A 21,151-nucleotide genomic window follows, 5' to 3' on the forward strand; every position below is an offset into this window, starting at 1 on the left:
TACTAGAGCAATGGCAAAAATTAAAGTAACTAAGGTGAAGAGTGCGATAAACCGTACGCAAAACCAAAAGAGAACGCTTGAAGCATTGGGCCTTAAAAAAATAGGACAGACCATCGAGCATGAGAATACGCCAAACATTCTTGGTATGATAAATAAAGTTAAACACTTGGTTTCAATAGAAACTGTTTAAGATATATAACATGGATTTAAGTAACTTAAAACCTGCAAAAGGTTCTACCCAAAGAGAGGGAAAGCGATTAGGGCGAGGTCAAGGTTCTGGTAAAGCAGGAACATCTGGCCGTGGGCACAAAGGTGCGAAGTCACGTTCGGGATACTCTAAAAAAGTTGGTTTTGAAGGTGGTCAAATGCCTTTGCAACGCCGTGTACCTAAGTTTGGGTTCACCAACATCAACCGAAAGGAATACCAAGGTATCAATATAGATACCCTTCAGAAATTGGTTGATGACAAGAAAATTAAGGATACTATAGACTTTGATACTATGGTGAGTCTCCGTTTGGCCGGTAAGAAAGAAATGGTGAAGATTTTAGGAAGGGGAGAACTGAAAGCTGGATTGAAAGTATCTGCACACAAGTTTACTGCCTCAGCAAAGCAAGCTATCGAAGCTGCTGGAGGTGAAGCAATAACATTGTAATACACAGATACGGATGAAATTTATCGAGAACTTAAAAAATGTCTGGAAAATAGAGGAGCTGCGTAACCGTATCATGGTTACACTTGGGCTATTGTTAGTATACCGATTTGGTGCACAGGTAGTTTTACCCGGGATAGACGCTTCAAAACTGGGCGGATTTGCTGGTAACTTTGATGCTGGTGGAATAGGTGGATTACTAAATGCTTTTACAGGAGGTGCTTTTGCAAATGCTTCTGTTTTCGCGTTGGGTATTATGCCCTATATTTCTGCTTCCATTGTGGTTCAGTTAATGCAAATTGCAGTTCCGTATCTTCAGAAATTACAGAAAGAAGGAGAAAGTGGTAGAAAAAAGATTACACAGATTACCCGTTGGTTAACCATAGGTATCTGTTTGGTGCAAGCCCCTAGTTATCTGTTCGGTCTAGAAGCTCTTGGAGTTCCTGCCGATGCTTTTATATTGGGGAAAACACCTATGTTCTTTGTTTCTTCAACCATTATCCTGGTAACAGGCTGTATCTTTGCGATGTGGCTGGGTGAAAAGATTACAGACAAGGGTATTGGTAACGGTATCTCTATCTTGATTATGGTAGGTATTATTGCCACATTGCCACAATCTTTTGCACAGGAAGTTGCCTCGAGCAGCATTATGTTTGTGTTGATAGAATTGGTAATCTGGTTCGTGATCATACTGGCTTGTGTTATGCTGGTCATGGCGGTTCGAAAGATACCCGTCCAATATGCAAGACGTACCGCAAGTGGTGGATACGAGAAGAACATTTTTGGTGCACGACAGTTCATCCCGCTCAAGCTGAATGCCTCTGGAGTTATGCCAATTATCTTTGCGCAAGCATTAATGTTTGTGCCAACCGCATTGGCAAACTTGGGGTCTATAAAAGATACCGAGTGGGGACAGAGTATGTTGGCCACGTTCAGTGATATATTTGGATTATGGTACAACGTTGTCTTTGCAGCCTTGATCATCATCTTTACATATTTCTATACGGCCATTACAGTACCAACCAATAAAATGGCAGACGACTTGAAGAGAAGTGGTGGCTTTATTCCAGGGATCAAGCCGGGAACCGACACTGCTGAATTCTTAGATAGGATTATGTCGCAAATCACACTGCCAGGATCTATATTCTTGGCATTGGTAGCAGTGTTTCCAGCATTTGTAGTAAAACTGATGGGAGTACAACAAGGATGGGCGTTGTTCTTTGGAGGTACCTCACTATTGATTATGGTGGGTGTAGCAATAGACACAATGCAACAAATCAATTCCTACTTATTGAACCGCCATTATGACGGTTTGATGAAGAGTGGAAAGAACAGAAAAGCAGTAGCGTAACTAAAAAAAGTTGTTGTTTAATTATTGGTATGACTATTGAATGTCCAGAGGGCAAACACATAAAAATAATTAAAGAGAAATATTAAAACATGGCAAAACAACCCGCAATAGAACAAGACGGAACTATTATCGAAGCACTATCCAACGCAATGTTTAGGGTGGAATTGGAAAATGGTCACGTTGTTACTGCACACATTTCAGGTAAGATGCGTATGCACTACATTAAATTGTTGCCTGGAGATAAAGTAAAATTAGAAATGAGCCCGTACGATTTAACAAAGGCTCGTATAACATACAGATACTAATAGCTATGAAAGTAAGAGCTTCAGTAAAAAAGAGAAGTGCCGACTGCAAGATTGTTCGCAGAAAAGGCAGATTATATGTAATTAACAAAAAGAACCCAAGGTTCAAACAAAGACAAGGATAAGTTATGGCAAGAATCGCAGGTGTAGATATCCCTAAACAAAAAAGGGGTGTAATCGCGTTAACGTATATCTTCGGAATTGGCAATAGCCGTGCGAAGGATATATTGGAAAAAGCCGGAGTTAGCGAAGACAAAAAAGTAAACGAATGGGACGATGATGAAATCGGGAAAATTCGTGAAGCTGTTGGGTCTTTCACAATCGAAGGTGAGTTACGTAGTGAAGTACAATTAAGCATAAAGCGCTTAATGGACATTGGTTGTTACAGAGGTATTCGCCACAGAGCGGGTCTTCCGTTACGTGGACAACGTACCAAGAACAACTCAAGAACCAGAAAAGGAAAACGTAAAACAGTTGCTAACAAGAAAAAGGCAACTAAATAATCACTAGAGATATGGCAAAGTCAAATCCAAAAGCTAAAAGCACAAAAAAACGTAAAGTTAATGTGGAGTCTGTAGGTGAAGCACACATCACTGCATCCTTCAATAACATTATAATCTCGTTGACAAATAAGAACGGAGACGTGATCTCTTGGTCTTCTGCCGGTAAAATGGGCTTTAGAGGATCTAAGAAAAACACTCCTTACGCTGCACAATTAGCTGCTGAAGATGCAGCAGCCGTTGCAACCGATGCTGGTATGCGCAAGTGTAAGGTATACGTGAAAGGACCGGGTAATGGTAGAGAGTCTGCTATCCGTTCTATCCACAATGCAGGAATAGAAGTTACCGAAATTATCGACGTAACACCTATGCCTCATAACGGATGTCGCCCTCCAAAGCGTCGTCGCGTTTAAGCAAAACTTTTGAAGATACGATATACAGGGTATAATTTAGTTTATATCGTAGTATATCGTATCTTTGCAAACTTAAAATTCAACAAATATCAACCGAAGGGTCTAGGAACTAGAGGATTAACGTAAGACCTTAATTTAGTTCCTCCTTCAAAAACTACTAGAAATGGCAAGATATACTGGTCCAAAATCTAAAATAGCCCGAAAATTTGGCGAGGCTATCTTCGGAGACGATAAAGCCTTCGAAAAAAGAAACTATCCTCCAGGGCAGCACGGGAACAACCGTCGTCGTGGAAAAAAATCTGAATACGCAATCCAGCTGGCCGAAAAGCAAAAAGCAAAGTATACCTATGGTATCTTGGAGCGTCAATTTAGAAACATGTTTAAAAGAGCAACTGCAGCCCCAGGAATTACGGGTGAGGTATTGTTGCAATTGGCTGAGTCTCGCTTGGACAATGTTGTATATCGTATGGGTGTTGCCCCAACGCGTAGTGCAGCACGACAGTTGGTGAGCCACAGGCACATTACAGTAAACGGTGAGAAAGTAAACATACCTTCTTACCAACTTAAAGCTGGTGATGTAGTAGGGGTTAGAGAAAAATCTAAGTCGCTACAAGCTATCACATCTTCGTTAGACAATGCACGCCACGTATACGAGTGGATTACTTGGAACGGTGAGAAAATGGAAGGAACCTACGTTTCTGTTCCACAATTGATCCAGATTCCTGAGAATATCAACGTTCAGTCTATCGTCGAATTATACTCTAAATAATAAAAAACACTAAAGTCACTATGGCAGTATTTAGTTTTCAGAAGCCCGATAAAGTTATCATGATCAACTCTACAGATTTCGAGGGGAAGTTCGAATTTCGTCCCTTGGAACCTGGCTACGGTTTAACGGTTGGTAATGCGCTTAGAAGGGTTTTATTATCTTCTCTTGAAGGTTTTGCAATCACTTCGGTACGTATCGAAGGAGTAGACCACGAGTTTTCTACCATTGCAGGCGTAGTAGAAGATGTAACCGAAATAATCCTGAACTTGAAGCAGGTTCGCTTCAAGCGTCAAATTGATGAAATAGATAACGAGACCGTAACCATTTCAGTGAATGGGAACGATCAGTTAACTGCGGGCGATTTCCAAAAATTTATCTCTGGTTTCCAAGTATTGAACCCAGAATTGGTAATCTGCAATATGGAGAAGAAAGTGAACATGAACTTCGAGATCACTATCGAGAAAGGTCGTGGTTACGTTCCTGCTGAAGAGAACAAGAAAGCAAATGCTCCTCTTGGGACCATCTTCACAGATTCTATTTACACTCCAATAAAAAACGTGAAGTACAGTATTGAAAACTTCCGTGTAGAGCAAAAGACCGATTATGAAAAATTGGTTTTTGAAATACAGACAGACGGATCAATCCATCCAAAAGATGCGTTGACCGAAGCGGCAAAAACCCTCATCCACCACTTTATGTTGTTCAGTGATGAGCGTATTACACTTGAGGCTGACGAGATTGCACAAACTGAAACGTATGATGAGGAATCATTGCATATGCGCCAGTTGTTGAAGACCAAATTGGTAGATATGGATCTTTCGGTTCGTGCCCTTAACTGCTTAAAGGCTGCAGAAGTTGATACCCTGGGAGACTTGGTATCTTACAACAAGAATGACTTGATGAAATTCAGAAATTTCGGTAAAAAATCATTGACCGAGCTTGAAGAGCTTGTAAATGTAAAAGGACTGAACTTCGGGATGGATCTTTCAAAATACAAATTAGATAAAGATTAACTAATCATATTTTGCTCCCACGCTCTTCGCGTGGTCTGGTAGCAAGATGATAAACAAAACGTCATGAGACACGGAAAAAAATTCAACCACTTAGGTAGAAAAACAGCGCATAGAAAATCAATGTTGGCCAATATGGCTTGCTCATTGATAGAGCACAAAAGGATTAACACTACAGTTGCAAAGGCAAAAGCGCTTAAGCAGTTTGTAGAGCCTATCATCACAAAGTCTAAAGAAGATACTACGCACAACCGTCGTATCGCAATGGCAAGATTGCGCCAAAAAGAAGCAGTAGTAGAGCTGTTTAGAGATGTAGCTGTTAAGGTAGCAGACCGCCCTGGAGGATACACACGTATCATCAAGTTGGGAAGTCGTGCAGGAGATGCCGCAGATATGGCAATGATTGAGCTGGTTGATTACAATGAGTTGTACAACGCAGGAAAAGCAACCAAAAAGAAATCTACACGCCGTAGCCGTCGTGGAGGTGGAAGCAAGGCAGCTGCTCCAGCCAAAACAACCGAAGCTAAAAAAGAAGAAGAGTAAATGAAAGTTCTTCAATAGATATCGAAAAGGGATAAACATTCAATTGTTTGTCCCTTTTTTTTGAACATACGTTTTCTTCGCTGCGCCCTCTTAATTCGCTCCAAGGAAATGTTCAAAACTTATAAAAACTGAATTTTAATAACAATTGCAATTAGAGTATTTTTGCTAAACACTTTGATACAATGAAATACCAAACAAGAAAACCCGCCCTTATCTTACTAGCAGATGGAACCATCTTTCACGGCAAGGCCGTGGGAGGAAAGGAAGGCTCAGCCTTTGGAGAAGTTTGTTTTAACACAGGAATGACGGGCTATCAAGAAATTTTTACGGATCCCTCATATTATGGCCAGCTTATGGTAACCACCAATGCCCACATAGGGAATTACGGTGTAGCAAGCGACGAGGTGGAAAGTGACAGTATAAAGATAGCAGGACTTATTTGCCGAAACTTTAGCTATAATTACTCAAGGCCTGGCGCCGACGGTTCCTTAGAAGAGTTCTTGGATAAAAATAATTTGCTTGCCATTAGCGATGTAGACACAAGGGCTTTGGTAAGTTATATTCGTGACAACGGTGCGATGAATGCCGTAATCTCTACTGAAGTTGAGAATATTGAAGGTTTAAAAAAACAACTGGCCGATGTTCCAAACATGGAAGGGCTTGAGTTGGCAAGCAAGGTCTCTACCAAGCAACCTTATTTCTTCGGAAATAAAGATGCAACCTATAAGATTTCAGCATTGGATATCGGAATCAAAAAAAATATACTTCGCAATTTAGCCGAAAGGGATTGCTACATAAAGGTATTTCCCTACAATGCTTCGTTCGAAGACCTACAAGAGTTTAACCCAGATGGGTATTTTCTCAGCAATGGTCCTGGAGACCCAGAACCACTCACCGAGGCCATAGAAACCACTAGAAGGATTACTGAAACGGGCAAGCCTTTCTTCGGAATATGTTTGGGTCACCAAGTACTGGCACTTGCCAATGGTATCTCAACCTATAAGATGCACCACGGACACCGAGGAATCAACCACCCGATCCTCAACTTAGTAACCGGAAAAGGTGAGATTACCTCACAAAACCACGGTTTCGCTATTAATAGAGAGGAAGCAGAGGCAAACAACGATATAGAGATTACCCATTTGCACCTTAACGATGAGACTGCAGCTGGGATAAAAATGAAGAATAAGCCGGTATTTTCTGTACAATATCACCCAGAAGCCAGCCCAGGGCCCCATGACGCAAGCTATCTTTTTGATGATTTTGTGGCGAATATTAAAAACACCAAATAAATTACGAGTAGACCTTTCGGGTTTCAAAGCCTGAAAGGTTTCTTTTAATGAGGTTTCGGCTATCTGCCCGTTCCGCAGGCGGACTCCCAACCAGACAATATAAATATTAAATCATTCAGAAATGAGTATCATTATAGACATACACGCTAGACAAATCTTCGATTCTCGAGGAAATCCAACCGTAGAGGTAGATGTAATTACCGAACATGGCTACTTGGGCCGCGCAGCAGTGCCATCGGGAGCCTCCACAGGTGAGCACGAAGCAGTGGAACTACGTGACGGCGGCACCAATTATATGGGAAAAGGCGTCCTAGAAGCTGTTGAAAATGTAAACGGTAAGATTGCTGGAACGTTGTTGGGTGTCTCAGTATTTGAGCAGGCACAGATAGATAGAATAATGTTAGAACTGGACGGTACGCCAAATAAATCGAAACTAGGTGCAAATGCAATTTTAGGAGTTTCGCTTGCCTGTGCCAAAGCTGCGGCTGCAGAGTTGGGACAACCACTGTACCGTTATGTGGGCGGTGTGAGCGCCAAAACGCTGCCCGTACCAATGATGAACATCATCAACGGAGGCTCCCATAGCGATGCACCCATTGCCTTTCAGGAATTTATGGTGATGCCCGTAAAGGCTAAAAGCTTTACGCAAGCGATGCAAATGGGTTCTGAAATTTTCCACAACCTTAAAAAAGTACTACACGACAGGAATTTGAGTACGGCAGTAGGAGACGAAGGTGGTTTTGCCCCTACTTTGGACGGAACAGAAGATGCCTTGGATACCATAGCCAAAGCTGTTGAGAATGCAGGGTATTCGTTTGGGAACGAAATTATGATCGCTCTGGATTGTGCTTCAGCAGAATTTTATGTAGATGGAAAGTACGACTATTCAAAATTTGAAGGTGATAGCGGAAAGGTTAGAACCAGTGAAGAACAAGCCAGCTATCTCGCTGAATTGTGCGATGCATACCCAATTATATCTATAGAAGATGGTATGGATGAAAATGATTGGGACGGCTGGAAATCCTTGACCGAAAAGGTAGGGGATAAGGTACAATTGGTTGGGGACGATCTGTTCGTGACCAATGTAGAACGACTTTCAAGAGGGATTTCAGAAAATATTGCCAATTCAATTTTGATAAAGGTAAACCAAATAGGAACCCTTACCGAAACCATTGCTGCTGTGAATATGGCACACAACGCCGGATACACTTCGGTGATGTCGCACCGTAGCGGAGAGACCGAAGACAACACCATTGCAGATCTTGCCGTAGCACTCAATTGCGGGCAGATTAAAACTGGTTCGGCCTCACGAAGCGACCGTATGGCAAAATACAACCAGTTGCTACGTATCGAGGAAGAATTGGCAGACATTGCCTACTATCCAGGTAGGGACGCATTTAAAGTATAATTTTCAACTTCAGGATACAGCCCCTATGGAATTATTTATAGGGGCATTTTTTTGGTGTGGTTTCAAATTTGTGTTTCACCCATTTTAAGGATATTTTAACCTACAAACCCCCCAGATTCCTAAAAAAATAGTGGGATATTTTGTAAATTAGCAACTTATTTGCCAGCAAGCCAGTTGGTGTTATTATATTCAAAAACCTTATTAATACGAAAAGAGATATATGTCCAAAAAAGCTACACTCCAAATTGATGGTAAATCCTACGACTTCCCATTGATCACTGGAACTGAAAATGAAACTGCAATAGATATCAAAACCTTACGCGGAGCCACTGGAGGTGTCACTACCATAGACCCAGGTTACAAAAACACAGGATCTTGCGAGAGTGCGATTACCTTTTTAAATGGTGAAGAAGGTATTTTGAGATATCGTGGATATGCAATTGAAGATTTGGCCGACAAAGCAGACTTTTTAGAAGTAGCATATTTGCTGATTTTTGGAGAACTTCCTTCAAAAGAGCAACTGGACAAATTCCACAGCGACATAAAAGCACAATCCCACGTAGATGAGGATGTAAAGAAAATTTTGGACGGTTTTCCAAAATCGGCACATCCTATGGGCGTACTGTCTTCGCTAACAAGTGCCTTGGTGGCGTTTAATCCATCATCGGTAAATGTAGATAGCGAGGAAGATATGTACAACGCCATTGTAAGGTTGATGGCAAAATTTCCAGTATTAACCGCTTGGGCTTACCGTAAGCGAGTAGGACTACCTTTAGACTATGGCGATGATAACTTGGGGTATGTAGATAACTTTGTGAAAATGATGTTTAAAAAACCTAGTGGGGAATATACACCAAACAAGGTAATTGTAGATGCACTGGACAAGTTATTGATTTTACATGCAGACCATGAACAAAACTGTTCTACCTCTACGGTACGGATGGTAGGTTCTTCACATGCAGGGTTGTTTGTTTCTATTTCAGCTGGTATTGCAGCTCTTTGGGGCCCTCTTCATGGAGGAGCCAACCAAGCAGTTATCGAAATGCTGGAAGCTATTAAGGAAGATGGTGGCGATACGCACAAGTTTATGCAAAAAGCCAAGGACAAGCAGGATCCTTTCCGTTTAATGGGCTTTGGACATAGGGTGTATAAAAACTTTGATCCTCGAGCCAAAATCATTAAAAAATCTGCTGATGATGTGCTAGACGCACTTGGTGTTGAAGACCCTGTACTCGATATTGCAAAAGGACTGGAAAAAGAAGCTTTGGAAGACAATTATTTTGTGGACAGGAAATTATACCCGAATGTAGATTTTTACTCAGGTATCATTTACAGAGCAATGGGCATCCCTGTTGAAATGTTCACGCCAATGTTCGCATTAGGTCGTTTGCCTGGTTGGATTGCACAATGGAGAGAGATGCGACTTAGAAAAGAACCTATTGGTCGTCCAAGACAGGTATATATTGGTGAAAACCATAGAGAATTTAAATCATTGGACAAGAGATAGAACTTATATGGAAAGTTCAGGAAAGCACTTCAGAAATGGGGTGCTTTTTTTATATTTGAGAACTATGATCAAACTAAACGTCACAGACGAATTTTCACCATTAAAATCAGTTGTTCTTGGTACTGCAAAAAGTAATGGGGCAACACCAGCGCTTAAAGATGCCTACGATCCAAAATCTGCAGAACATATAAAAGCAGGAACCTATCCTCTGGAAAAGGATATGGTGTCAGAAATGGAAGCTGTTGCTACCGTTTTTGAAAAATATGGAGTTACGGTGTATAGACCTACCGTAATTGAGGACTACAACCAAATATTTACAAGAGACATAGCTTTTGTAATCGATGATAAGATTGTAATCTCAAATATGCTGGAGGACCGTGCACAAGAAATAAATGCTATAGCGCATGTACTGGACCAGATACCCCAAGAGAAAATTGTTAGGCTGTCCTCCTATGCCAAGATTGAAGGTGGGGATGTAATGCCTTTTGGCAATTATATATTGGTGGGAACCTGCAGGGTAGATCATTTCAACAATTACGTTACGGCCCGTACCAATGCCGATGGGGTAAGTAATTTACAGGAATTCTTTCCGCACAAGGAAGTAAAATCCTTTGCATTGAAAAAATCGAATTACGATCCTCGGGAAAATGCACTCCATTTAGATTGTTGCTTTCAGCCATTGGGGCAGGGTAAATGTATTATCCATAAGGAAGGTTTTGAGTTTGAAACCGAATATCAATGGCTCGTGGACCAGTTTGGAGAAGAAAACTGTTTCCATATCACTAAAGAGGAAATGTATAAAATGTACAGTAATGTATTTTCAATAGCCGATGGTGTTGTAATTTCTGAACAAAAGTTCGACAGATTGAACGATTGGTTACGAAAAAACAATTTTACCGTAGAAACAGTGCCCTATGCCGAAATTGCCAAACAAGAGGGACTTCTGCGGTGCTCTACAATGCCCTTGCAAAGAGCCTAAAACTAAAGAGGGCTTCATTGCGTACATATTTTATGAGCCCAAAATTCTTTACAATTCTAGTCTGTTCCTTTCCCTTTTTTGCTAACGCACAAGGCAAAATAGATGGTTTTTACCGAGGGGACAACAACGCCTCGGTTGTATTGGGTGTTGGCTTTGAAGATTCAAAAAAATATATGGCAGGTTCAAATACGCTTGACCTGGAACGTAGTGTTTATTACGTTTCTCTCTTTACGGCCTACGGAATCACAGAAAACCTGGACATAAACCTGCAACTGCCCTATATTTCTAGTAACAAGGAAAATAATTTCCAGGATATTTCGGTCTTCCTAAAGTATAGATTTCTTAGTATTAAGTCCGAGGCGGGTATTTTTGAATTGAGCAGTGGGGTGGGCTTTTCAACACCTATTTCAAAATACAACATTGGCGGCCTTAACGATATTGGCCAGCGGGCGACTGTTTTGGAAACTAGGGGAATGGTGCATTATAGCGCTACCAGTGCTTGGTTCGCAACCTTACAGAGTGGTTTTTCCCTTAAGTTGGAAGAAGTTCCCAATAGTATTCCTGCTACCCTAAAAATAGGTAGAGCAACATCAAACTGGTATTACGATCTATTTTACGATTTTCAGCACTCTTTTGGCGGTATAGATTACCGAGGAACACCCTCCCCACAGAACTTTAGGGAGTTTGGCGTTGATTTCCATAAAGCTGGAGGTACTTTCTATAAACCGTTTACCCCAAAATTTGGTGTATACGTTTCATTTTCATATACTTTCAGCGGAAGAAATACCTTTTTAGGAGCAGCGTATGGTCTGGGAGGTAGTTATACTTTTTGAGACTAAATTATTTAGTACCCCACAGGTTTTTTTAACCTACTATTTGTTTAATTTTGCGTTCCCAATTTAACTTCTTGAAATAATTACATGCAACAAATCACCAATACCATATTAATGATACGCCCTGTGGCCTTCCGTATGAACGAAGAGACCGCAGTAAATAATTATTTTCAAGAAGATATCGACGCCAAAAACTTTGATATCAATACAAAAGCACAGGCAGAATTTGATGGTTTTGTAGCTAAGTTGAGAGCAGTAGGGGTCCAGGTAATTGTAGAGCACGATGACCTTAAGATGGACACTCCAGATTCAATTTTTCCAAATAACTGGGTAAGTTTTCATGAGAATGGTACCGTAGGACTTTATCCTATGTTTGCTGAGAATAGACGCCGTGAACGTAGGGAAGAAATTATGACCCGCCTAGAGAGCGAAGGGTTTCATATTGAAAGTTTTATGGACTATACCCCCGCGGAAGAAGAAGGAGTTTTTTTGGAGGGTACAGGCAGTTTGTTGCTGGACCGTGTAAACAAGATAGCCTACTGTGCACTCTCGCCAAGGGCCGATGAAGAACTCTTTATAGAATTTTGTGAGGACTTTGAATATACACCTATAGTTTTCACGGCAAACCAAACAGTAGATGGGAAGCGAATGCCCATTTACCACACCAACGTGATGATGGCCCTCGCCGAAGAATTTGCCGTAATCTGCTTGGACAGTATAGATAACCCCAAAGAAAAAAAACAAGTAATCTCTGCTCTACGACAATCCAATAAAGAGGTTGTGAACATCACAGAAGCACAAATGCATCAATTTGCAGGCAATATGCTACAGGTACGTGGGGCGGAAGATAAAAAGTACTTGGTAATGAGCCTGGCTGCCCATAAGAGCCTCTCCAAAGGCCAAATTACCCAAATAGAAAAGCATTGCGAAATAGTAAGTAGTGATCTTCATACTATTGAAACATGTGGCGGTGGAAGCGCTCGCTGTATGATGGCAGAGGTATTTTTGCCTAAAAAGGAGTAAAAATTTGGTTACTCCTAAACCGCTCGAAGTAAATTTTATTCTTCTATTTCATAGGTGCTCTCTGCAATCCTATTGATCATCCCTGCAAAAATGAAATAATGGAAAGGTAACATGGTATACCAGTACAGCCTTCCTGTTAAACCACGTGGTCGGAATGTAGCTGTTTGGTGTAGCACATTGTTTGCGTCAATTTCAAATTCAAGCCAAGCTTCTCCAGGGACCCGCATTTCAGCAAATAGCAATAGCCTTTTTTCATTTTTATCGGCCAGGATCACACGCCAAAAATCAAGGCTGTCACCCTCATAGATTTTATTTGGGTGCGTGCGGCCGCGGCGCAGACCAACACCACCAAAAAGTTTATCCAGATAACCTCTTATTTTCCAAAGCCAGTTTCCGTAGTACCAGCCTCTATTACCACCTATGCTCCAGATATTTTCCAGTGCTTTCTCTGGGTTTTTTAATTGCACTGTCTGTTTGTCCTTTAAGCACCCTTGGTCCGGAACTTCTACATATTTTTTCAGTTCTTTTTTAAAACGCCCGCTCACCATACTGTCCTTCCAACTTGAAACTACTTGGTTCTGCTTAATTTTTTTGAAAGCCAGATCTATGGCTTTTGTATAGCTAACAGGTTGAATGTCCAGCATTTCTTGAAGTCTGGTATCTTTTGAGATTACTTCAACACGCATGCTGTCAACAAGGTTCAATGCCAGTTTGTATGAGGTTGAGGTTACAAAATACAACCAATAAGAGGATAACTTGGGCGACATAAATGGTACATCTATAATAGCAATACTCAAGTTTCGGCACTTGGCATAGCCCAACATCATTTCTTTATAAGAGAGGATATCTGGACCACCTATATCAAAACTTTCGCCGTAGGCTTTCTCATTCCCTAGGACACCCGTTAAATAACCCAACACATCTCTTATGGCAATGGGTTGGCAACGGGTCTTCACCCATTTGGGCGTAATCATTACAGGTAACTTTTCGCATAAGTCCCTTATAATTTCAAAAGAAGCACTACCGCTCCCCACTATAATTGCCGCTCGTAAAACGGTTAGCTGGGCATTGCCACTCCTAAGGGTTTCCTCTACGTTTTTTCTAGAGCGAAGGTGTTTGCTCAGGTTTTTTTCATTGGCAATACCGCCTAGATAGATCACTTGCTTGTACTGGGTATGCTGTAAATAGGTGTTGAAATTTTTTGCAGATTGCTCCTCTTTTTCGTCAAAATCATCGGTGGAGGCAGACATGGAGTGTATTAAATAATAGGCTGCATCAATATCTTTTGGAAGCTTATTGGGTTCTACTTCTTCAAGAAAGTCAATTTCAACAATCTCAATTTTCTGTTTTAAATCTTCAGCAATTGATAGTCTGTTGGCGTTGCGAACCGAACACACAACTTGGTGCCCCTCTTCTAAGAGCAAAGGCAATAAACGCATCCCAATATAACCGTTGGCCCCGGTGAGTAAAATCTTCAAAACCTGTATTTTGTTTAAAGATAAGTTGTATTTCCTGAACAAAGATGGACTTTATCAAAACTTTAAAAACAGTGGCTAGCTAAGTTTACTATCTTTATAAAAAATATATGGATATGAAAATCTTGAAAACTGTATTAATCGTTGTAGGTGTGGTGCTTATAGGTTTTGGTCTCTACAACGCCTTTGTGCCTCAAGAAGTGCTTGATGTTGGCCCTTTGGAGGTTTCAGCAAAAGAAGGCTTGAGTAACCAAACATTGGGAATGATAGGCCTTGGGGTGTTGGCACTGGTAGCGGGTGCTTTTATGAGGAAACGATAGTTGTTTATTTAAGTCGTTTTTTGATATCCATTCTCTGATGTAAAATGCCAACGATTTCAATAATTTCATTTTCGACCTTTCTGTAAAAAATCGGGTGCGATTTGATTTTTGTCACTCGATAGTTTTTTCGAGTTTGTTCTGCAGATTTCCCCATCAAATAGTTATTCGCTATATATTCAAACTCTCCAATTATTAAGTTGTAATAACTGTAGGCTTGTTATTTAGACCATTTATGAAAAGTATACACCTAAATATCATTTGTCTGACCCCCTTACAAATCTTCTAATCGTGTTGGAGTGGCTTCAGCTTTTGCCGCAAGCACTTTGGCCATAAAACTATGGGTAGCCTTATCTTTTGGTTTGGCCTCAATTTTTATAAAATAAGTATCCTTGTAAATACTGTATTCTTCCGCTTTTCCTTTGTAAAGTGTCAATTTATAATACGGAATGATAAGCGCATAACTTTCCAGTAAACTCCTGAATCCTACAATAATGCCCTTGGGGCGCATCTCTATATTACATTGGTTGCGGTTGCTATCCAGGTTCAAGAGGTTCTCTATCTCAATACTTGCTTGGGTAATAATCAATTTTGAGGAACCTATACCGCGCATCTTTATCCGGGTAGCCAAGGGGAATGGTTTACCTAGTTCTTGGTCAATCTTCCTTGCGATTGCTTTGTTGTTATAAGATACGTTTTGTAGCACGGGCCAGTTTTAATCCCCGTTCAAGGGTTGTAGGTTAATGTAGTGGTACTTTATGGTACCTAGGTGCTCTATGTCCAATTCTTCTGAAACAAGTTGGCACCAATTAAAATTAGCCTCTATTTTATTCTTTTTGTAACGTTCCAAAAGGGCATCGGAAATGAGCAGGTATTCGCTTATAGGCACATTGTTCTTTAACAGTCTGTGGGCAGTGATTACATCTTCACCCATTAGTTTAATGTGGTTGCCTATCTGTACCATGCCAATTTCGTCACCATAATGTAGAATTATCTTTAGCCCCAATACTTCGGGAAATTCAATTTCTTTATGTTTTTCCTTGAATTTTGCAAGCAATCCATCCATCTTTTCATAAAACTGTGTATAGAATAATTTACACTGGTCCACCAATTCATTAAAAGCTGGCAGTTCGCCTTTTCTGTAAAAAAGAACAGCATCTCCTTCAATTTCTGAAACTTTAAGGTCTATCTCGTTACTATATATAATCTCATTGAGCAGTGCGGGTATCACTACCGAACTCACTTCAATATCTACCGATCGCATAAACTCGGTAAAACCACTAATATCCGGGATGCAAATAAGGGCTGGGCTTGCTTTCATCTTAATTTATTTAGGGTAAAAGGTACAATAGTAAACGCTGGTAGCAAACAAGATTAACATAGTGTTGATTTTTTTCTGAAAACCCTCCCAAAAAACACTTTCTTTTTAAATATAACTATCTTTGCACCTTCATTGTCCAAAGCCGTTTTTATGGCTCAACTATTTTAAAACCACAACATGAATTTGCACACAAACCTTACCAAGCACATCAAGGAAGCAGTCTCCCAAAACTACGGCGCAACACTGGAAACCATAGAGTTTCAGGCAACCCGTAAAGATTTTGAAGGCGATGTAACCGTCGTGATATTTTCTATGCTGCGCACCGTAAAGGGCAATCCTGTTCAAATTGGGGAGACCATAGGAGCGTACTTGGTCGAACACGTTGCGGAGGTGTCAAAATACAACGTGGTAAAGGGGTTTTTAAATGTGGTATTGAGCGATGCGTACTATCTGGATTTTTTCAGAAGTATACAAGATTTTGGGACCTACGGAAGAGTACCTCCGGGCAAAGACGCCATGATGGTAGAGTATGCCTCTCCCAACACTAATAAACCCCTGCATTTGGGGCATGTGCGCAACGTACTGTTGGGGTATTCGGTTGCTGAAATCTTAAAGGCTTCGGGAAAAAAAGTATACAAAACCCAAATCATCAACGACCGTGGTATCCACATTTGTAAGAGTATGTTGGCATGGCAACGTTTTGGTAACGGTGAGACCCCTGAGTCTTCTGGGCTAAAAGGCGACACGTTGGTGGGAAAATATTATGTGAGATTTGACAAAGAATATAAAGCTGAAATTAATAAGCTCATCGAGAAGGGTACCCCCGAAAAAGAAGCAAAAGCCAAAGCTCCCATCTTAATTGAAGCCCAAGAAATGCTCCGTAAATGGGAAGCCGGCGATCCGGAAGTAGTGGCACTGTGGAAAAAAATGAACGGTTGGGTGTACGATGGTTTTGATGCTACCTACGAGAACATAGGCGTAGATTTCGACAAAAACTATTATGAGAGCGACACCTACCTGTTGGGAAAAGATTTTATAGAGACCGGTCTCAAAAAAGGAGTGTTTGAAAAAGACCCCGACGGCTCTGTGTGGTGCGATTTAACCGATGAGGGATTGGATCGAAAAATTGTACTCCGAAGCGATGGAACAGCCGTGTATATGACGCAGGACATTGGGACCGCTATACAACGTGTAAAGGATTTTCCAGATGTAAAAGGAATGATCTATACCGTTGGGAACGAGCAGGATTACCACTTTAAGGTATTGTTCTTGATCCTGAAAAAGCTAGGCTTCAGTTGGGCCGAAAATCTGTACCATTTAAGTTACGGGATGGTAGATCTCCCCAGTGGAAAGATGAAAAGCCGTGAAGGTACCGTTGTAGATGCGGACGATCTTATTGAGGATATGGTAACTACCGCCAAGGAAATTTCAGAAGAACTGGGGAAGATCGATGATTTTTCAGAAAAGGAAAAGAACCAATTATACAAAACCATTGGTTTGGGAGCGCTTAAATACTACATCCTAAAAGTAGACCCCAAAAAGAGAATCCTTTTCAATCCCGAAGAAAGTGTAGATTTTCAAGGTAACACAGGGCCTTTCATTCAATACACCTATGCGCGTATCCAGTCCATTTTGCGAAAAGCTGCTGAGAATGCCACCCAGGATCAAGAAGAAGAGGCTATCCAGCTGCACCCTAAAGAAAAGGAACTCATTAAAATAGTACAACAGTTTCCGGAGACCGTGCAACTGGCAGCGTCAAATTATAGTCCGGCCCTAGTGGCAAATTACACCTACGACCTTGTAAAAGAGTTTAACTCCTTCTATCAGAACGTGCCCATCTTTGGTGCCGAAAACCCTACGGAGATTGGCTTTAGGGTAGCACTTTGTGATGCAGTGGGCAATGTTATAAAAACAGCCTTTTCGCTATTGGGCATCCACGTGCCGGACAGGATGTAATTTAAAAAAGTAATTGTAGCGAGATATTGGGGGTCAGACCAAGTGAAAATTCATCTACTTGCTGGATGGTTGGGGTGTCTTCTTCGGTTTCTAGGATGTAATATCTATTCAGGGAATTACTTCGGTTGAATATGTTTAAAATGGCCAAGTTTATATTTCCCCTGAAAGTTTCATCTATCTTAAACTTGTAAGCAGCCGAAAAATCACTCCTAAAATAGCTGGGTAAAGTTTCGTTGTTTGGTTCATTATAATTAATGGTGCTTTCCCCTTCCTCGATACTAATTGGGTTGCCGGCCACGGGAGTGGTGTAGGGGAGTCCCGATTTAAAGGTATTCCCCAACGAAAAGCTGAAATCCTTATAATCGAAAGATCCTGCCAGGGTAACAGAATGGTTTATGTCCAAATTATTTCTAAAAGTTGCGGGCTGCACCTCTGGAAAATTATACGTATTGTCTTGAAAGGTGTAACTGAGCCAAATGTTGGCGTTCTCCAGTTTTTTATTTACTGAGACTTCAGCCCCTTTCACATTGTATTCGCCCGTAAAATTGGTATCCTGCAATTGGTTCCTAAACCCAAGATTGGACGTATTGATGCCCGTCACATTTTTTAGAAAGATATCTGTAGCCACGATCCAGTTGTTTGGGGAATAATTAATGCCCACGCCCAATTGCTTGCTCTGTAAAATTTCATTGTTGGTAACCCCCGCCAATAGCCAGTCACGAGTCTCCACGCCCAATAAATTATTCCTAATATTAATGGTTTGATAAATAGCTTGGTGCTTCAATTCCCCAGAAAGGGTAGCACGCCAATTACGGTCGATTTTTTGGTCCAAATGGAGTCTAGGTTCCAAAAAACCTGAAGCTATATTTTCAAAATTTGTGTACCGCAACCCTGCCGAAATATTGGTAAGACCCTCAAAGAGACTAACATTGCCTCCTATAAAAAATGCATTGGAGTAAAGGCTGTTATCTTCGGTATCTATAGTGTTGCTATTACTGTTGGTCACTGCGTTTTCAATGTTGGTATCGGTGTACTGGTATCCAGCATTGAGGGTGGTCTCTTTGTTCAAAGGATACGTGACGTCTGCTTTTATACCCTTTTCGGTCACTTTGTTTTGGTTGGATGCCAAAAGGGCGAGGTCTATATTATTGGTAAATTCGGTACGGTTGTAATTGCTCTGGTACACAAGTAGTTTTGAAGAAAAAGGATTGTTGGTCCCCCAGTTGCGTTTCCAGGAAAACCCGTTGGTGGATTTTTGCTGTTGCAGTTCACTTTGTAGGACTGAAGATGTTTCTTCGGAAATAAATCTTTCGGTAAAATTCAACTTGTTGTCTATGGCAAGGAACTGGTAGCCTATTTCGTCACGATCTGTAATTTTCCATAACGCCTTTACCGAAATATCAAAAAAATTGAAGGCCTCGTTAGTAGAGCGTACCCCTTCCGATGTATTGTTCTGCAGGTTGGTAATAATGGTATTTTGGAACACTTTACTGAAAAATTCGTTGTAGACAGGGTTGCCAATCCCAGTGTTTATTGAAGTTCTCCCCGAGAGGGTGAGCAAAAAAGTTTCAGAAACCGGTATCTCCGTATAGCCGTTGGCGCTGGTAAGATTTACGCCCAGTCCGCCCTCAACATTTTCAGGGATGGTATTGTTGGACTCCAGCGCAATCACACCAGAGACTCCCTCGCTGTACCTTGCGTTCGTGCCGTTTTTAAAAATAGTTACGTTTTGTGTGAGGTTAGGATTAAAGGCAGAGATAAGCCCAAAAAAATGGCCCGTTTGGTACATCCGAATATCGTCCCAGAGTATCAAAAATTCGTCCGAGGTTCCTCCGCGGACATTCAAATTTGCAGCGGTCTCATCTGCACTCTCAATCCCAGGGAGTGCTTGGGCAATCTGCAGGACGTCGGGTTCGATAAGGCTTGGGAGAATATCAAAATCTTTATTTGAAATAGTAGTGGCTCCCTCTATATTTTTGGAAATACCCTTTGTGATGAAGTTGGGTAGCACTACTTCCGGAAGGTAGGTATAGCTCTGCGACACGTACACAATAGGACAGTTGTTTTCACGTACAAGCATTTGGGAATTGATGGTCCTGGCCAAAAAGCCGTTTATGAAAATGCTAAGGGTGCTATTTTCAGTTATGTTTTCAATACTGAAATTCCCGCCACTATCGGTAGTCGTGGTTTTGGCGTTTGAGCTTATTTCGGCATTTTCAATGGGGTAGCCGCTTTCGGTATCTATAAGAATACCGCAAACTGAAATCTTTTGGAGTTGCTGCAACTGTACCGCAATGTATCTTTGGTCTATGCGCGTAAATTTAAGATTGCCATTTTCTGAAAGTGTCTCTAAAGTTTGCTGAAGATTCAGCGAGGTATTTAAAGCTGGCACCTCAATATCCTTTAAATCCCTACGGATATAGGAAAATTTAACATCGAAGGTATTTTCAACTTGTTTGAGGACCTCCAGTAAGGGGATTGGAGTGGTATTTTCCTGTGATACTGCTGAAAATGATACAAAAAAGAGAAGAAAAATGAGGATTGTTACGCCCTTATTCGGTAACGTCCTTCGGCTTAATTGTAATGGTTTCGTTTTCAATAGTATACGTTAGCCCCAGTGGGATAGTGATTGTTTGTAGGGCAGCCTCCAGATTGTTGTGGGTGTAGCTACCGGTAAAACGTAAAGTTACATCAATATTTTGTGTTTCAACAGGGATGTTGTAGGTGCTTTCCAAATCTTGGAGCACGTTACCAATGGCGATATCGTTATAACTACTTTCATTGTCAATCCAAGTGGGCTTGTTGGTGAATACCAGTGCCAGCTGTAGCTCGCCATCCTTTAAGACAACCGATTTTCCTTTGGTTAACGTAACGCTTTGGTCGTTGTGGGTCACGGCTACCTTACCTTCAAAACAGGCCACCTTAAAATATGCTCCATCTTCCAGCACGTTAAACTGTGTCCCCAGCACTGTAACGTCACCTTGGGAGGTTGAAACGGTGAATTTTTTTCCTTTGGCAACTTTAAAATAGGCCTCTCCAGAAAGAGCTAACTCTCGTGAATCTTCCCAATTGTTGTCGTTATAGGAAATTTCAGAAGCGCTATTGAGTACAACTTCAGAGGCATCTGGTAATACAATGGTCTTTGTTTCTGCGAGCTGGGTTGAGGTAGTGGTGGGCAAGGAATTAATAAACACATACGAAGCCGCTACAACCAACAAGACTGCTGCAATCTTGAGCAGGGTAGGGAGTGTCCTTACCTTAGGGCTTGTTTTTTGGGAAGTTTTAAGCCTTTGTTTAAGGTCTCTCAGGCCTTCTTCAGTATTGAAAGAAGGGGTTTCAATCTGTTTGGCGTAGGTATCTATTTTTTGGTAGGCCGCAAATTCTGGATACGTTTTTAATTTCTCCAGATCTTGAGCGGTGTGTGTGCCGTTAAGCCATTTATCCAATAATTGAGTGTCCATACTTTTAAGCTTCTAGTTGTTAAACAGTTTTCTGCACGTTT

The 21,151-nt window shown here is 41.1% G+C and carries 23 protein-coding genes and 1 pseudogene; 18 read left to right on the forward strand and 6 right to left on the reverse strand.

Features of this window, described 5'->3' with window-relative positions:
* Positions 1 to 10: 10 nt before the first annotated feature.
* From rpmD to ctlX, 16 genes are all read left to right on the forward strand, one after another.
* A complete protein-coding gene (gene rpmD, locus C8D94_RS05785) occupies positions 11 to 190 on the forward strand; it encodes a 50S ribosomal protein L30 (protein ID WP_115122914.1) in 180 nt (59 codons plus the stop codon).
* Between the two features lie 10 nt (positions 191 to 200).
* Positions 201 to 653: a 50S ribosomal protein L15 gene (gene rplO, locus C8D94_RS05790; protein ID WP_115122915.1), complete on the forward strand. Its 453-nt coding sequence runs from the start codon at positions 201 to 203 to the stop codon at positions 651 to 653.
* A gap of 13 nt (positions 654 to 666) precedes the next feature.
* The gene (gene secY, locus C8D94_RS05795; RefSeq protein WP_115122916.1) at positions 667 to 2,001 is read left to right on the forward strand and encodes a preprotein translocase subunit SecY; all 1,335 of its coding nucleotides are present in this window, start codon (positions 667 to 669) and stop codon (positions 1,999 to 2,001) included.
* A gap of 89 nt (positions 2,002 to 2,090) precedes the next feature.
* Positions 2,091 to 2,306, forward strand: a complete 216-nt coding sequence (gene infA, locus C8D94_RS05800; RefSeq protein ID WP_014031991.1) for a translation initiation factor IF-1 — start codon at positions 2,091 to 2,093, stop codon at positions 2,304 to 2,306.
* Positions 2,307 to 2,311: 5 nt separating this feature from the next.
* Complete coding sequence (gene ykgO / locus C8D94_RS05805) at positions 2,312 to 2,428, forward strand: type B 50S ribosomal protein L36 (protein WP_013305171.1); 117 nt, start codon at positions 2,312 to 2,314, stop codon at positions 2,426 to 2,428.
* 3 nt (positions 2,429 to 2,431) lie between these two features.
* Complete coding sequence (gene rpsM, locus C8D94_RS05810; RefSeq protein WP_115122917.1) at positions 2,432 to 2,806, forward strand: 30S ribosomal protein S13; 375 nt, start codon at positions 2,432 to 2,434, stop codon at positions 2,804 to 2,806.
* A gap of 11 nt (positions 2,807 to 2,817) precedes the next feature.
* Positions 2,818 to 3,216, forward strand: coding sequence for a 30S ribosomal protein S11 (gene rpsK / locus C8D94_RS05815; protein ID WP_115122918.1), 399 nt, complete (start codon positions 2,818 to 2,820; stop codon positions 3,214 to 3,216).
* 163 nt (positions 3,217 to 3,379) lie between these two features.
* A complete protein-coding gene (gene rpsD, locus C8D94_RS05820; protein WP_115122919.1) occupies positions 3,380 to 3,985 on the forward strand; it encodes a 30S ribosomal protein S4 in 606 nt (201 codons plus the stop codon).
* Between the two features lie 20 nt (positions 3,986 to 4,005).
* Entirely contained in the window at positions 4,006 to 4,998 is a 993-nt protein-coding gene (locus C8D94_RS05825; protein WP_115122920.1) for a DNA-directed RNA polymerase subunit alpha, read from the forward strand.
* Between the two features lie 63 nt (positions 4,999 to 5,061).
* A complete protein-coding gene (gene rplQ / locus C8D94_RS05830; protein WP_115122921.1) occupies positions 5,062 to 5,538 on the forward strand; it encodes a 50S ribosomal protein L17 in 477 nt (158 codons plus the stop codon).
* Between the two features lie 182 nt (positions 5,539 to 5,720).
* Positions 5,721 to 6,830 carry a glutamine-hydrolyzing carbamoyl-phosphate synthase small subunit gene (gene carA, locus C8D94_RS05835; protein ID WP_115122922.1) on the forward strand — a complete coding sequence of 370 codons (1,110 nt, stop codon included), beginning with the start codon at positions 5,721 to 5,723 and terminating at the stop codon, positions 6,828 to 6,830.
* Positions 6,831 to 6,951: 121 nt separating this feature from the next.
* Entirely contained in the window at positions 6,952 to 8,238 is a 1,287-nt protein-coding gene (gene eno / locus C8D94_RS05840; protein ID WP_115122923.1) for a phosphopyruvate hydratase, read from the forward strand.
* A gap of 220 nt (positions 8,239 to 8,458) precedes the next feature.
* Positions 8,459 to 9,745, forward strand: a complete 1,287-nt coding sequence (locus tag C8D94_RS05845) for a citrate synthase (protein ID WP_115122924.1) — start codon at positions 8,459 to 8,461, stop codon at positions 9,743 to 9,745.
* Positions 9,746 to 9,809: 64 nt separating this feature from the next.
* Positions 9,810 to 10,724 (forward strand): dimethylarginine dimethylaminohydrolase family protein, encoded by a 915-nt coding sequence (locus tag C8D94_RS05850; protein WP_115123051.1) that lies wholly within the window; start codon positions 9,810 to 9,812, stop codon positions 10,722 to 10,724.
* A gap of 32 nt (positions 10,725 to 10,756) precedes the next feature.
* Positions 10,757 to 11,557 carry a hypothetical protein gene (locus C8D94_RS05855; protein WP_115122925.1) on the forward strand — a complete coding sequence of 267 codons (801 nt, stop codon included), beginning with the start codon at positions 10,757 to 10,759 and terminating at the stop codon, positions 11,555 to 11,557.
* Positions 11,558 to 11,644: 87 nt separating this feature from the next.
* A complete protein-coding gene (gene ctlX, locus C8D94_RS05860; protein WP_115122926.1) occupies positions 11,645 to 12,580 on the forward strand; it encodes a citrulline utilization hydrolase CtlX in 936 nt (311 codons plus the stop codon).
* A 35-nt stretch (positions 12,581 to 12,615) separates the two neighbouring features.
* Here ctlX and C8D94_RS05865 read toward each other — a convergent pair whose 3' ends face one another.
* Entirely contained in the window at positions 12,616 to 14,058 is a 1,443-nt protein-coding gene (locus C8D94_RS05865) for an SDR family oxidoreductase (RefSeq protein WP_115123052.1), read from the reverse strand.
* Between the two features lie 113 nt (positions 14,059 to 14,171).
* Here C8D94_RS05865 and C8D94_RS05870 point away from each other — a divergent pair, with 113 nt between their 5' ends.
* Positions 14,172 to 14,375, forward strand: coding sequence for a hypothetical protein (locus C8D94_RS05870; RefSeq protein ID WP_115123053.1), 204 nt, complete (start codon positions 14,172 to 14,174; stop codon positions 14,373 to 14,375).
* 4 nt (positions 14,376 to 14,379) lie between these two features.
* On the opposite strand, the pseudogene C8D94_RS15445 reads toward C8D94_RS05870, so the two are convergent.
* The 3 genes and pseudogenes from C8D94_RS15445 to C8D94_RS05885 all read right to left on the reverse strand — a co-directional run.
* Positions 14,380 to 14,571, reverse strand: a pseudogene (locus C8D94_RS15445) (type II toxin-antitoxin system RelE/ParE family toxin); the annotation flags it as partial.
* A gap of 75 nt (positions 14,572 to 14,646) precedes the next feature.
* Positions 14,647 to 15,078, reverse strand: a complete 432-nt coding sequence (locus C8D94_RS05880; RefSeq protein ID WP_115122927.1) for a hypothetical protein — start codon at positions 15,076 to 15,078, stop codon at positions 14,647 to 14,649.
* Positions 15,079 to 15,087: 9 nt separating this feature from the next.
* Positions 15,088 to 15,693 (reverse strand): DUF2652 domain-containing protein, encoded by a 606-nt coding sequence (locus tag C8D94_RS05885; RefSeq protein WP_115122928.1) that lies wholly within the window; start codon positions 15,691 to 15,693, stop codon positions 15,088 to 15,090.
* A 177-nt stretch (positions 15,694 to 15,870) separates the two neighbouring features.
* On the opposite strand from C8D94_RS05885, the gene argS reads away from it, so the two are divergent.
* A complete protein-coding gene (argS, locus tag C8D94_RS05890; protein ID WP_115122929.1) occupies positions 15,871 to 17,649 on the forward strand; it encodes an arginine--tRNA ligase in 1,779 nt (592 codons plus the stop codon).
* Position 17,650: 1 nt separating this feature from the next.
* On the opposite strand, the gene C8D94_RS05895 is transcribed toward argS, so the two are convergent.
* Positions 17,651 to 20,248, reverse strand: coding sequence for a TonB-dependent receptor plug domain-containing protein (locus tag C8D94_RS05895; protein WP_115122930.1), 2,598 nt, complete (start codon positions 20,246 to 20,248; stop codon positions 17,651 to 17,653).
* A complete protein-coding gene (locus tag C8D94_RS05900) occupies positions 20,202 to 21,110 on the reverse strand; it encodes a FecR family protein (RefSeq protein WP_115122931.1) in 909 nt (302 codons plus the stop codon). The genes C8D94_RS05895 and C8D94_RS05900 overlap by 47 nt, the downstream gene beginning before the upstream one ends.
* Between the last annotated feature and the right edge of the window lie 41 nt (positions 21,111 to 21,151).

It is taken from the genome of Marinirhabdus gelatinilytica (assembly GCF_003353425.1).
Taxonomy (GTDB): domain Bacteria; phylum Bacteroidota; class Bacteroidia; order Flavobacteriales; family Flavobacteriaceae; genus Marinirhabdus; species Marinirhabdus gelatinilytica.